The sequence below is a fragment of the Saccharothrix sp. NRRL B-16348 genome (genome assembly GCF_001280085.1).
In the GTDB taxonomy this organism is placed as follows: domain Bacteria; phylum Actinomycetota; class Actinomycetes; order Mycobacteriales; family Pseudonocardiaceae; genus Actinosynnema.
Genome location: NZ_LGED01000198.1, coordinates 120,249 through 133,192 on the forward strand (window position 1 = coordinate 120,249; position 12,944 = coordinate 133,192).

The 12,944-nt window shown below is 72.4% G+C and carries 12 protein-coding genes; 6 read left to right on the top strand and 6 right to left on the bottom strand.

The annotated features are described in order from the left end of the window. Positions 1-92 precede the first annotated feature (92 nt). Both ADK67_RS20765 and ADK67_RS20770 read left to right on the top strand, forming a co-directional pair. Positions 93-476, top strand: a complete 384-nt coding sequence (locus tag ADK67_RS20765) for a YybH family protein (RefSeq protein WP_053718117.1) — start codon at positions 93-95, stop codon at positions 474-476. A 1-nt stretch (position 477) separates the two neighbouring features. Then, complete coding sequence (locus ADK67_RS20770) at positions 478-1,932, top strand: aminotransferase class III-fold pyridoxal phosphate-dependent enzyme (RefSeq protein ID WP_053718118.1); 1,455 nt, start codon at positions 478-480, stop codon at positions 1,930-1,932. A gap of 185 nt (positions 1,933-2,117) precedes the next feature. On the opposite strand, the gene ADK67_RS20775 is transcribed toward ADK67_RS20770, so the two are convergent. The 4 genes from ADK67_RS20775 to ADK67_RS20790 form a co-directional block, all read right to left on the bottom strand. Then, positions 2,118-3,692, bottom strand: coding sequence for an acyl-CoA carboxylase subunit beta (locus tag ADK67_RS20775; RefSeq protein WP_442974174.1), 1,575 nt, complete (start codon positions 3,690-3,692; stop codon positions 2,118-2,120). 11 nt (positions 3,693-3,703) lie between these two features. Then, a complete protein-coding gene (locus ADK67_RS20780; protein WP_053718120.1) occupies positions 3,704-4,228 on the bottom strand; it encodes a flavin reductase family protein in 525 nt (174 codons plus the stop codon). A gap of 68 nt (positions 4,229-4,296) precedes the next feature. Then, positions 4,297-4,725, bottom strand: coding sequence for a YybH family protein (locus ADK67_RS20785; RefSeq protein ID WP_231648282.1), 429 nt, complete (start codon positions 4,723-4,725; stop codon positions 4,297-4,299). A gap of 161 nt (positions 4,726-4,886) precedes the next feature. Next, positions 4,887-6,041 carry an epoxide hydrolase family protein gene (locus ADK67_RS20790; protein ID WP_053718121.1) on the bottom strand — a complete coding sequence of 385 codons (1,155 nt, stop codon included), beginning with the start codon at positions 6,039-6,041 and terminating at the stop codon, positions 4,887-4,889. 63 nt (positions 6,042-6,104) lie between these two features. Here ADK67_RS20790 and ADK67_RS20795 point away from each other — a divergent pair, with 63 nt between their 5' ends. Beyond that, the gene (locus tag ADK67_RS20795) at positions 6,105-7,055 is read left to right on the top strand and encodes a helix-turn-helix transcriptional regulator (RefSeq protein ID WP_053718122.1); all 951 of its coding nucleotides are present in this window, start codon (positions 6,105-6,107) and stop codon (positions 7,053-7,055) included. On the opposite strand, the gene ADK67_RS20800 is transcribed toward ADK67_RS20795, so the two are convergent. Then, the gene (locus tag ADK67_RS20800) at positions 7,052-7,522 is read right to left on the bottom strand and encodes a MarR family winged helix-turn-helix transcriptional regulator (protein WP_053718123.1); all 471 of its coding nucleotides are present in this window, start codon (positions 7,520-7,522) and stop codon (positions 7,052-7,054) included. The genes ADK67_RS20795 and ADK67_RS20800 overlap by 4 nt on opposite strands. Before the next feature lie 142 nt (positions 7,523-7,664). Here ADK67_RS20800 and ADK67_RS20805 point away from each other — a divergent pair, with 142 nt between their 5' ends. After that, on the top strand, positions 7,665-8,792 hold the full coding sequence (locus tag ADK67_RS20805) for a cytochrome P450 (RefSeq protein ID WP_053718124.1): 1,128 nt from the start codon (positions 7,665-7,667) through the stop codon (positions 8,790-8,792). Between the two features lie 7 nt (positions 8,793-8,799). Here the strand turns inward: ADK67_RS20805 and ADK67_RS20810 are convergent, their stop codons facing one another. Beyond that, positions 8,800-9,972 carry an ArsR/SmtB family transcription factor gene (locus ADK67_RS20810; protein WP_053718125.1) on the bottom strand — a complete coding sequence of 391 codons (1,173 nt, stop codon included), beginning with the start codon at positions 9,970-9,972 and terminating at the stop codon, positions 8,800-8,802. 112 nt (positions 9,973-10,084) lie between these two features. On the opposite strand from ADK67_RS20810, the gene ADK67_RS20815 reads away from it, so the two are divergent. Both ADK67_RS20815 and ADK67_RS20820 read left to right on the top strand, forming a co-directional pair. Then, positions 10,085-11,260 (top strand): serine hydrolase domain-containing protein, encoded by a 1,176-nt coding sequence (locus tag ADK67_RS20815; protein ID WP_053718126.1) that lies wholly within the window; start codon positions 10,085-10,087, stop codon positions 11,258-11,260. A gap of 194 nt (positions 11,261-11,454) precedes the next feature. Then, complete coding sequence (locus tag ADK67_RS20820) at positions 11,455-12,942, top strand: class I adenylate-forming enzyme family protein (RefSeq protein WP_231648283.1); 1,488 nt, start codon at positions 11,455-11,457, stop codon at positions 12,940-12,942. Positions 12,943-12,944 lie beyond the last annotated feature (2 nt).

Here is a 12,944-nt window from a genome sequence, read left to right on the forward strand (position 1 = left end):
TTCTCGGAATGGCCGATTACCGGCCCGTGACCGACCGCCGGCTAACGTCGGGAACCGTTGCCACCGCTACCGGAGAAGAGGACTGGTTCACCATGACCACGAATACGGACGAGTTCGCGCTGACCGACGACGCGACGCAGATGACCGCTCTCTACGTGCGTGCGATGAACGCGGGCCACGTCGAAGCGGTGCTCAACCTCTACACCGAGGACGCCGTGTCGGTGTGGGACCCGGAGAAGCCGATCAGCGGCGCGGAGCACCGGGCCGCGGTCGAGGAGTTCATGGCCCAGCGGCCGGTGATGCGGGCCGAGCTCAAGGAGTCCTACGTCACCGGTGACACCGCGCTGCTGGTCGTGGACTGGGAGATCGCCGTCGAGGGCTCGGAGACGCTGACCGGCACCGGCCTCGACGTGCTGCGCCTCGGCGACGACGGCAAGTGGCGCTACGCCATCGACAACCCGTTCGGCGACAACTGACATGGTCCTCGAACTGGCCGAGGCGCACCTGCGCGGCCTGCTGTCCCAGCTCGGGCTGGACGCGGAGTACGTGCGCGGCGAGGGCGACACGCTGTGGTGGCGCACCGGCGACGGCGAGGTGCCGGTGGCGGACTTCGTCGGCGGCTACGGCTCGCTGGTCCTGGGCCACAACCACCCGGACGTGCTGGCACTGGCGCGGGAGCTGCTCGACGCGCGCGTCCCGGTGCACGCGCAGTTCTCCTACCACCCGTACGCCAACGACCTCGCCACCGCGCTGAACCGCGTGCTGTGGCGCGAGTTCGACACCGAGCAGCCGTACGCGGCCATCTTCGCCAACACCGGCGCGGAGGCCGTCGAGGTGGCGCTCAAGCACGCCGAGATGGCCCGCGTCGGGCGCGTCGAGGCGCTGCGCGCGGAGATCGAGGCGCACCTGGCCGACGCCGACCCGGGGCTCGCCCGCCAGGCGAGGGAGCACAACGACGGGCTCTTCGAGTCACCGCCGGTGTTCCTGACGTTGGAGGGCTCGTTCCACGGCAAGCTCGCCGCCAGCGTCCAGCTCACCCACAACGCGGGCTACCGGCTGCCGTTCCGCGGCTTGGCCGCGCAGGCGCGGTTCGTGCCGGCGGCCGAGGTCGCGAAGGCCGTCGAGGCGGAGCGGGTGACCGTGCTCGACGTGGTGGACGGCCGGTTGACGGAGCGTGACCTGCCAGTGGTCGCGGCGTTCTTCGTCGAGCCGATCCAGGGCGAGGGCGGCATCCACCTGCTGGACACCGCGGTCGCGGCGGAGATCCGGGCGGCGGCCGACGCGGGCGGCTTCCCGGTCGTGGTCGACGAGATCCAGACCGGGTTCGGGCGCACCGGCGCGTTCTACGCCGCGTCGCACGTCGGCCTGCTCGGCGACTACGTGCTGCTGGGCAAGGCGCTGGGCGGCGGGCTGGCGAAGGCGTCGGTGATGCTGGTGCGGCAGGACCGGTACCTGTCGGACTTCGAGCTGCTGCACAGCTCGACCTTCGCCAAGGACGCCTTCTCCTGCCACATCGGCTCGCGCGTGGTCGAGCTGCTGGAGGCCGACGGTGGCGCCGCGTACCGGCAGGCGGCCGAGCGCGGCGAGGCCTTGGCCGAGGCGTTGCGCGCGGTGCGGGAGGAGTTCCCGACCGTCGTGTCCGAGGTACGCGGGCTCGGCCTGCTGCTGGGCCTGGAGTTCCACGACCAGACCGCGGGTGACGGCCCGGTCGCCGAGTTCGCCCGGATGGGGCTGCTCGGCTACCTGGTGGCCGGGTACCTGCTGCGGGAGCACCACGTGCGGGTGTTCCCGACCGCGAGCGCGACGCACACGCTGAGGTTCGAGCCGTCCATCGGGATCGAGGACGCCGCGATCACCCGGCTCACCACGGGCCTGCGGGAGGTGTGCGCCGCGCTGCGCGACCACCCGGAGACCCTCATTCCGCCTGGCTGACCCATCCCCCAGGTTCGCACAGGCGGCAGCGGCCCGCCCGACTCCCCCAGTGGTCGGGCGGGCCGCTGCTTCTGTGCCGTCAACCACCGCGTGTGACGTCGAGACCCAGGGGTTGGACAAGGTGCGCGCACGCGAAAAACTCGCGCCGGCGACCGAGTCACCCGCGCGAGTTTCCGCGACCGCGATCAGAGAGGGACGTTCCCGTGCTTGCGAGCCGGGCCGCGACGCCGCTTGTCGCGCAGCATCGCCAGCCCCCGGGCCACCGCGGACCGGGTCTCGGCGGGGTCGATCACGTCGTCGACCAGGCCGCGTTCGGCGGCGTAGTAGGGGTGCATCAGCTCGTCGGCGTAGCGCTCCATGAGCGTCGCGCGCAACGTGGCGGGGTCGGCGGAGGCGGCCAACTCCTTGCGGTGCACCACGTTGACCGCGGCCTCCGCGCCCATGACCGCGATCTCGTTCGTCGGCCACGCCAGCGACAGGTCGCAGCCGATCGACCGGGAGTCCATCACGATGTAGGCGCCGCCGTAGGCCTTGCGGAGGATGACCTGGACGCGGGGCACGCTCGCCTCGCAGTACGCGTACAGCAGCTTGGCGCCGTGCCGGATCGCGCCGCCGTACTCCTGCTCGGTGCCGGGCAGGAAACCGGGCACGTCCACCAGGGTCACCAGCGGGATGCCGAACGCGTCGCAGAACCGCACGAACCGCGCCGCCTTCTGCGACGCCGCCGTGTCGAGCACGCCCGCGAGCACGCGGGGCTGGTTGCCGACGATGCCGACGACCTCGCCCCGGATGCGCCCGAACGCGCACAGCACGTTGCCCGCCCAGCCCTCGTGGACCTCCAGGAACTCGCCGCCGTCCACCAGTTCCGCCACGACCGCGCGCATGTCGTAGGGCCGGTTCGGCTCCACCGGCACGATGTCGGCCAACGCGGGCCGCAGGTCGTCCACGGCGTCGTGCGGCACGATGGGCAGGGGCTCGACGTTGTTGCTCGGCAGCAGCGACAGCAGGTACCGCACGTCCTCCAGGCAGCTCTCCTCGTCGTCGTGCACGAACGACGCCACACCGGAACGCCCGCCGTGCACGTCGGCGCCACCCAGCTCGGCGTGCGTCACCCGCTCGCCGCTGACCGCCGCCACGACGTCCGGCCCGGTCAGGTACATCTGGGCGGTGTCGCGCACCATGAACGTGAAGTCGGCCAACGCGGGCGAGTAGGCGGCGCCGCCGGCGCACGGCCCCAGCACCACGGAGATCTGCGGGATCACGCCCGACGCCTCGACCTGGCGGCGGAAGATGCCGCCGTAGCCGTCCAGCGCCAGCACGCCCTCCTGGATCCGGGCGCCGCCGCTGTCGTTGAGCGCCACGATGGGCGACCCGGTCGCCACCGCCAGGTCCATCACCTTGTGGATCTTCGCCGCGTGCGCCGCGCCGAGCGACCCGCCCGAGATGGTGAAGTCCTGGGCGTACACGAACACGCGCCGGCCGTCGACCGTGCCGGAGCCGGCCACGACGCCGTCGGTGTGCGCCTTGGTGGCGCCCGTCCGGTACATCTCGACCTCGACGAACGAGCCCTCGTCGAGCAGCAGCTCCAGCCGTTCCCGCGCGGTCCGCTTGCCGAGGGAGTGCTGGCGGGCCACCGCGTCCCGGTTGCCCAGCGCGATGCGCGTGGTCAGCTCGTCACGGCGGTCCCGCAGCCCGCGCATGGTGCGCGGCGGTCGCGCCGGCGGTTCGGGTTCGGGCCGGACCGCCGGCCGGAGATCCATTTCCGAGATGCTCATCGTCGCCTTTCGGTCGTGTCGACGTGCCCGTACGCGCCCTCGAAGAACAGCAGGCCGGCCGCTCCGCCACCCCGACCGGAGCCGAGGACGCGGCCGATGAACACCGAGTGGTCGCCCGCTTCGTGAGCCTCCGCCAGCTCACACTCCAACCACGCCAGCGAGTCGGTGAGGACCGGCGCGCCGGTCCGCTCGCCCGGCCGCCACGCGACCGCGTCGAACTGGGCGGGCCCGTCGGGACGGGCGCGGTCGGCGAAGTGGCGTGCGCTGGCCTCCTGCTCGGCGCTGAGCACCGACGTGGCGAAGTGGCCCGCCGCGGTGATCGCACCGTGCATGGTGGCCGTGCGGGCCACGCAGCACAGCACGAGCGGCGGGTCCAGGGACACCGAGCTGAACGCGTTGGCGGTCATGCCGTGCATGTGCTCGCCGCCGACGGTCAGCACGACCACGCCGGTGGCGAACCGGGCCAGGGTGGAGCGCATCTCGGCCGGGGTGACGCCGGACAGCTCAGGGGCGAGGTCCATCGCGCGCCTCCTTTTCGCGAGGGTGGGCGCGGACCGCGACGGGCGCGGTCCGCGCGTGGCCGTGGGTGTCAGAGGTCCTGGACCTGGTCGGCGACCGGTCGGTCGACGGCCATGACCCACTTGCCGTCCTCGCCGCGCACCAGGACATCGGTGCACTTGCCGAGGATGCGCTGCTTGCGACCGTCCTCGAGGGTGAGCACCAGGTCGTAGTTGACGATGATCAACGACGTGTCCGCGGTGGCGTAGTAGGCCTTCACGGACGACTTGAGCTCCGGGCCGGTGGCGAGCAGCGCGGTGATGGCCTCGGTGCGCTCCTTGCCCGTCAACGGCTTGCCGGACAGGTTGGAGATCGAGTCGTCCCGGTAGAGGCTGTCGAAGATGGCCCCCTCACCGGAGTTGAACGCGGCCAGGAAGACGTCGTTCTGGGTCTCGGGATCGTCGGTGAGATCCAGGTTCCGCAGGTCGATCTGCGCGGTCATGGGCAGCCTCGCTTTCATGCGTGGTTCTTCAGAGATCCCACGCCACGCTATCCACCACGCCCTTTCTGCCCCTCACCGCGGAATAACTGGGCGCACACCGCCGTGTCCATTGCGCATTCGACGCGGAGATCAGCCGATTACCGCCGACCGAACCGGTTGTGCGGACGCCGGCCGGCCGCTCAGCGGAGCTTGCCGAAGAACTCCCGGATGTCGCCGATCAGCAGGTCGGGCGCCTCCATGGCCGCGAAGTGGCCGCCCCGACCGAATTCGGACCAGTGCACGACGTTGTGCTCGGCCTCGACGGTGCGCCGGATCGACACGTCCAGCGGGAACACCGCGACCCCGGTCGGCACGGTGGAGCGCTCGCTCGCGCCCCACGCGCCGGCGTGCGCCGTCTCGTAGTAGCTGTTGGCCGACGAACCGGCGGTGCCGGTCAGCCAGTACAGCATCACGTTGGTGAGCAGCAGGTCCCGGTCCACCGCGTCCTCGGGCAGCTCGGCGGCCGGGTCGGTCCACTCCTTGAACTTCTCCACGATCCACGCCAGCTGCCCGACCGGCGAGTCGTGCAGCCCGTGCGCCAGGGTCTGCGGCCGGGTGATCTGGATGGCCACGTAGCCGGCCTGCTCGGTCGTCAGGTACGCCAAGTGCTCCAGCCGCGCCCGTTCGGCCTCGGTCAGCTCACCGACCTCGTCCGGCGGGACCTCGGTGAACGCGGAGAGCCCGTTCGTGTGCACGCCGACGACCTTGTCGGGGTTGAGCCTGCCGAGCCCGGGCGAGATCACCGCGCCCGTGTCGCCGCCCTGCGCGCCGTAGCGGTCGTAGCCGAGCCGGTCCATCAGCTCGGCGAACGCCCTGGTCACCCGGTTGGTGTCCCAGCCGGCCTCACGGGTCGGCCCGGAGAAGCCGCTGCCCGGGATCGACGGGATCACCAGGTGGAACGCGTCCGCCGGGTCGCCGCCGTGCGCCCGCGGGTCGGTCAGCGGTCCGATGACGTTCAGGAACTCCGCGACCGAGCCGGGCCAGCCGTGGGTCAGGATCAGCGGCAGCGCGTCCGGCTCGGGCGACCGCACGTGCAGGAAGTGGACGTTCTGCCCGTCGATCTCGGTCGTGAACTGCGGGTGGGAGTTCAGCTCCCGCTCGTGCACGCGCCAGTCGTAGCCGTCGCGCCAGTACTCGGCCAGCCCCTTGAGGTAGGCCACCGGCACCCCGCGGCTCCAGCCGACGTCGGGCAGGTCGGCGGCCCACCGGGTCCTGGCGAGCCGGTCGCGCAGGTCGTCCAGGTCGGCTTGGGGAACGTCGATGGTGAAGGGCCGGATCCCGCTGTTGTGCTCCATGCCGAGAACACTAGGAAGCGGCTAGGTCAAGTTCGGTCCTAGCTGGCCGGCACACTTCGAGTCATGTGGGAAACCTCGGCGCGGCTGCTGCGCCTGCTCTCGCTCTTGCAGACCCGTCGGGACTGGTCCGGCGCGGAACTGGCCGAGCGGCTGGAGATCACCCCGCGCACCGTGCGCCGCGACATCGACCGGCTACGCGGCCTCGGCTACCCCGTGGAGGCCACCGCGGGCGTCGCCGGCTACCGGCTCGGTCCCGGCGCGGACCTGCCGCCGCTGCTGCTGGACGACGACGAGGCCGTCGCGGTCGCGATGGGTCTGCGCACGGCCGCCGGCGGTTCGATCACGGGCATCGAGGAGACCTCGGTGCGCGCCCTGGCCAAGCTGGAACAGGTGCTGCCGTCCCGGCTCCGCCACCGGATCAACGCCCTGCGGTCGATGACGGTGCCGATGGCCAACGCCGGTCCCACCGTCGACCCGAGCACGCTCACCGCCATCGCCGCCGCCTGCCGCGACTCGCTGCGCCTGCGCTTCGACTACCGCACCCACGACGGGACGACCGGCGTCCGCACGACCGAGCCGCACCGGCTGGTGCACTCGGGACGGCGCTGGTACCTCGTCGGCTGGGACGTCGACCGCCAGGACTGGCGCACCTACCGCGTGGACCGCCTCGACCCGCGCACGCCCACCGGGCCCCGGTTCACCCCGCGCACCCCGCCGGACCCGGACCTCGGCGGCTACACCTCGCGCGGCATCTCCACGTCGGCCTACCGCTACCAGGCCCGCTTCACCCTGCACGTCAGCGCCGAGACCGCGGCGGAGCGGATCGCGCCGACCACCGGGGCGCTGGAGCCGATCGACGAGCACAGCTGCACGCTGCGCGCCGGGTCCGACTCGCTGGACGAGCTGGCCATCTACGTGACGACCAAGGGGTTCGACTTCCGGGTGCACGAACCCCCGGAGCTGGTCGAGCGCGTCAGGACGCTGGCGGCCCGGCTCGCCGGCGCGACGGATTAGGGCAGGCGTTCGCGCCGGAAGTCCCGGATCTCCTCTTCGGTGCGCCGCGTCGCGGTGTCCATGAACCGCAGCAGCGCCGCGAGTTCCGCGTCGTCCAGGGCCTCCACGTCGCGGCGGTGCCGGTCGTTGAGGCCGTCGTACATCCGGCCGATCCGCTCCACCGCGTCGGCGTCCGGTTCGATGAGCACCTTGCGCCGGTCGCGCGGATCCGGCACGCGGCGCGCGAAACCGGCCCTCACCAGGCGATCGATCATCCGCGACGCCGAGCCGCTGGTGAGGTTGACGCGCTGGGCCAGCTCGCCCGCGGTGCACGGGCCGTAGTTCGCGAGCACGTACAGCGCCTGGAGATCCGTCCACGGCACGCCGAGGCGTTCGGCGATCATCCCGTTGAGCTGGATGACCGGCACCTGCCACCGGGCCACGGCCCGCAGGACTTCCGCACGCGCGTCGTCAGGCGTCTCGCTCATCGGTCTTGGCTCATCCCGCTCGCTCCACCGCGTCAGCATACTGCGCCACACAGCCGCTGCACGGCACACTGTCTGCGTTGCACAGTATCTGCGTCACGCAGCTATACTTCAGGGACCACCAGCCACGACAGGGAAGGCACCCATGCCTGAGGCAGCCACCGTGACCTGCCCGTTCTCCACTCAAGCCCACGCCATCGGCGCTCCTGACCCGCACCGGGCGGAGCTGCGGGAGGCCGGCGCGGTCGTCCAAGCGGAAGCGCCGGCGGGCGGGCCGTTCTGGATCGTCACGGACGCCGACCTGGCCCGCGAAGTCCTGGCGGACACCCGGTTCGCCAAGGACACCGCCCTCGCGCCGCCGCACTGGGATCGCCGCGTGGCGGGCCTCGAACCGACGGCCGCCGAGCAGCTGTCGGTGACCACGCTGGACGGCGAGGCGCACGGCCGGCTGCGGCGCGCGTTCGCCCCGCTGTTCAGCGCGACCAGGATGCGGGCGGCCTACCCGCGGCTGCTCGCGATCGCCGAACGGTTGCTCGCCCGCCTCGAACCCGGCGAGGTCGACCTCGTCCAGGACTTCACCACCAGGTACCCGCTGGCCGTCCTGTGCGACCTGCTCGCCATCCCGGACGAGCACGTCGACACCGCGATGGCGGCGTGCCGGCTCATGCACACCGACTACCCCGAGCACGTGGGGCAGGCCATGTCCGCCTTCGCGGACCTCGCGACCGCCGCGCTCGCCGGCGACGGACCGGCCACCGAACTCGCCGGGCGCATGCCGCCGGGCAGCACCCGGCGGGACCTGCACTACCAGGTCTTCACCCTGCTGTTCGCCGGCCAGCTCACCACCGACCTGACCATCGGCTTCCTCGTGGCACGCCTGCTCGGCGACCCCGCCGCGCCGACCGGCGACGACGAACTCGTCCGCGACACCCTCCGCCGACACCCGCCCGCGCCGTTCACCCTGTGGCGCTTCACGTCGACCGAACTGGACCTCGCCGGCGTCCGCCTGCCGGCGAACTCGCCCGTCCTCATCGACATCAAGGGCGTCAACGAGCGCGTCGGGCCCGACGACAACGACCTCACCTTCGGCGCGGGTCCCCACTACTGCATCGGCGCCCAGCTGGCGCGGCTCGAACTCCGCGCCCTCGCCGAGACGTTCCGCACCCACTACCCCGAGGCCCGCCTCACCACCCCGTTCGACGACCTCCGCCACAGCGGGCCGGGCGGCATCATGGGCAGCCGCCTCCACGCGCTTCCGGTGGTGCTGCGATAGCCGCCGGTCAGTTGCCGGCCGTCGTCCCCGGCTGCTCCGACAGGAGGTCGAGTGCCTGCGTGAGCCGCCCGGACGCCTCGCGGTCGAGGTGGTTGTAGAGGTAGTGGCCCCGGCGCTCGGTCCAGACCCAGCCCGCGTCGCGCAACGGCTTGAGGTGCTTGGAGATGGCCGCGTCGGTGAGCCCGACCAGTCGGGCGATCTCCCGGGTCGAGCAGGGCCGGCGGGCCAGGAGCTGGAGGATCCGCAGGCGGGTCGGGTCGCCCGCGGCCCGCAGCAGCTCGATCAGGTCGTCGGGCGGTTCCGGGGCGCGGGCCTCCCGCTGCATCTCGGTCAGGGTGTACCGCAGCAGCACGGTCCGCTGCGCCCGGCCGGTCGAGGTGTCGGCGTAGAGCGCCACGGACATCTTCGGCCAGGCGAAGTGCGAGGGCAGGAGGACCAGCCGGTCCGTGTGGCGCAGGACGATGTCGAGCGGCCCGTCGACGCCCTTCGACCGGCGTTGCGGCGGCCGGATCTCGATGCTGTCGTCGGCGGGGTCGAGTCGCACGCGCGGTGAGATCCCGGCGATCGTCGCGGCCGGGCCGTAGCGGGACAACACCTGACGCCGTCGGGTCAGCTCGTGCCGCAACGGCCGTTCCAGCTCGGGCCACTCGGGCGCGAGGCAGGCGTGCCAGAAGGACGACACGAACGCGGTGAAGCGGTCCCGTGCCCGCTCGGGGTCGGCGATCAGCTCGCGCAGGACCGACGCGGACGACGGGTGCCGGGCTTCGACCCGTTCCCCGGCTTGTCGTTGGAGGTCCGCGCTGCGCCGGAACTCCGCGAGCGGCACCCGTCGGCCACGCCCGCCGGTGACGAGGCAGCGGTGGACCAACTGCTCGGCGACCAGCTCGACCGGCGCCGCGCGCAGGGCGGCCGAGTCCTCGTCCCAGGACCGCGCGCCGGTCGGCCGGCCGATCGGGGGCAGGTCGAGCGGCGCGTCGGCGTGCCAGAACGCGTACGCGGCGAGCTCGGCCTTCAGCTCGGCGGTCAGCCGGTCCCGGGCGCGCAGGCTCCACGAGATGTGCAGCGGGTGGTTCTCGATGGTCCGCAGGACGTGCAGGCTGGACAGGGTTTCGAGGACGGGTGAGAAGCCGATGCCCACCCGATCCGGGCTCAGGTCCCGCACGCGCAGCCGGATGGTCACCCGTTCCCCTTCTCCGGTCGCGATCAACTCCTCGGTTGATCGGTCGGTCCCGCGCGCTCCAGCGTACGTACGGTCGGCGCGTCGGAGATCGACATCGGAAGGGAACCCAGCAATGGACATCGATCGCAGGAGGGTCCTCGCCGGCCTGGCGCTGCTCCCGGCCGCACTCGCCGCGGCGGGCGAGGGTCGGGCCCAGGCGGGTCCGGACACCTCGGCGCGCCGTCGACCGCCTTCGGACGGGGTGTGGGAGTCGTTCGGCGAACACCTCGCGCGGGAGGCCGGAGCCGGCCGGTTCTCCGGGGTGGTCGTGGTGGCGCACCACGACCGGCCCCTGCTGCACCGGGCGTACGGGATGGCGGACACCGCCGGACGGGTGGCGAACACGCCGGCCACCCGGTGCACCACCGGGTCGGTCACCAAGACGTTCACCGCGGTCGCCGTCGCCCAGCTCGTCGAACGGCGCAAGCTCTCCTTCCACGAGCCGATCGGGACCTACGTGCCCGAGTTCCCGGCCGGGATCGGCGAGAGGGTGACGTTGCACCACCTGCTCACGCACACCTCCGGCATGGGCGACGCCCTGGCCGGGCCGGGCGGGCCGCCACCGATCGAGCTGGAGGACCTGCTCGCGCTGATCGTCGGGAAGCCCCTGCTGTTCGAGCCCGGATCACGGCCCCAGTACAGCAACGACGGCTTCACCGTGCTCGGCGCGATCGTGCAGCGGGTGGCGGACCGGCCGTACCGGGACCACCTGCGTGAGCACGTGTTCGAGCCGGCGGGCATGTGCGACACCGGGCTCCGGACGTTCCGCCCGGTGGACGTGCCCGGGATGGCGCACGGCCACATGCTCGTCGACGAGAACGGTCGGTGGATCCCGCCGGGCCCCGGAGACGTGCCACCGGGCGCCACCCTGGTCCAGATCGGCGAGCGGCTCGTGGTCGGCCTCCCGGGCGGGGGCGCGTACTCCACCGCCGCCGACCTGCTCGCCTTCGCGACCGCGCTGACCGGGCACCGGCTGCTCGGCCCGAGGATGACCAGGACCCTCACCACCGGCACGGTGCCGAGCGGCGGTGCGGGCGGCCCCGGCACGACGTACGGGTACGGCATCGAGGACCGCCGGGTGAACGGGGTCCGCGTGCTCAGCAAGAACGGCGCCTCGGCGGGTTTCATGGCACAGCTCGACATCTACCCCGGGACGGGCCACGTCGTGGTCTTCCTGACCAACCAGGACCGCGTGATGATGGCCGCCCGACGCCGGGCCGAGGACATCCTGACCGGCAGCGCCACGTAACCGGCGCACCCGGACACTCACTCAATCGTGTGACGCCGAGGGCACTGACGTGCGCATTCGGCCTGATCGAAGAGGTAGCTGCCGATCAGCGGCGCTTGACAGTCCGCGGCAGGGGCGGTCAACCTCGACCTCGGCGGCGGCCCGGGGAGTCGTCGCCGATCGGCACTCGACGTGATGACGGGGGAATCATGTCGTTGAGCGAGCGAACCCTGCGCGCGAAGCAGGGTGTCACCGGAAATCTGGTCGAACGGCTGGAAGGGCTGGCGCGCGACCGCGGCTGGCTGGACCGGCCCGCCTACCACGTCGGCGACGAGACCTACCGGTTCACCGACGTCTACGAGGGCGCGGGCCGGGCCGCCGCGGCGTTCACGGCGCGAGGGCTCGGCCCGGGCAGTCGGATCGCGCTGGTCCTGCCGGACGGCATCGAGGCGGTGTGGGCGTTCCTCGGCGCGCTGAGGATCGGCGCGGTCGCGGTGCCGGTGAACTCGACCATGCACCCGGACGAGGTGCGTCGCGCGATCGTGATCGCGGAGCCGGACGCCGTGGTGTGCGAGGAGGACCCGGGCGGTCCGCCCACCGACCTGATCGCACCGGACGAGCTGCGGGCGGGCGGTGTCGTGCCGTACGCGCCGTCCACAGCGGACACACCGGCGTACGCGGTGTTCACGTCGGGCACCACGGGCGACCCGAAGCTGTGCTTCCACACCCACGGCGACCCCGGCGTGTACGAGCAGGCCATCGGGTCGGTCATCGGCATCACGCCCGACGACGTCACGTTCTCGGTGTCGCGGATGTACTTCGCCTACGGGCTGGGGAACTCCGTGTTCCTCCCGCTGCACCGCGGCGGCACGACGGTGCTGTCGCCGGCCCGTGCGACCGAGGACGACGCGTTGCGGATCATCAAGGACCACAGCGTGACGGTGTTCTACGGACAGCCGAGCTTCTACGCCCGGCTGTCACGTCACCCCGACCACGCGCTGCTGTCCGGGCTCCGGCTGGCGGTGGTCGCCGGCGAGGTGCTGCCGGAACCGCTGGAGGCGCGGCTGAGGACGGTGCTCGGCGAGCGGCTGCTGAACGTCTTCGGCACGACGGAGATCGGGCACGCCTTGGTGGCCAACGCGATCGGCCACCGCCGTGATCACACGATCGGGCGGATCCTGCCGCCGTACCGGATGCGGATCGTGGACGAGGCGGGCGCCGAGGCGCCGCCGGGCGTGCCGGGCGCGCTGGAGGTAGCGGGTCCGTCGATCGCGCTGGGCGTGGCGCGGGGCAGTGATCCGCCGGCGCGGGCCGGGGACTCCTGGTACGCCACCGGTGACGCGGCCACCGTGGACGAGGACGGGTACGTGCGGCTGCACGGCCGGCTGGACGACGTGGAGATCGTCGGCGGTCAGAACGTGCACCCGGCGGAGACCGAGGACTTCCTGATGCGGCACCCGGACGTGCGCGAGGCCGCGGTGTGCTCGGCGCGGCGGGAGGACGGTGTCACGACCCTGCGCGCGTTCGTGGCGCTGGACGACGGCGCGTCACCGGAGCGGGTGCGGGCCGAACTGCTCGACGGCGCGCGGGCGACGCTCACTTGGTACAAGGTTCCGGAGGACGTGGTGTTCGTGCGCGAGTTGCCCCGCACACCGACGGGGAAGCTGCGCCGACGGGTGATCCGCGCGATGGCGGGGGGTTGAGC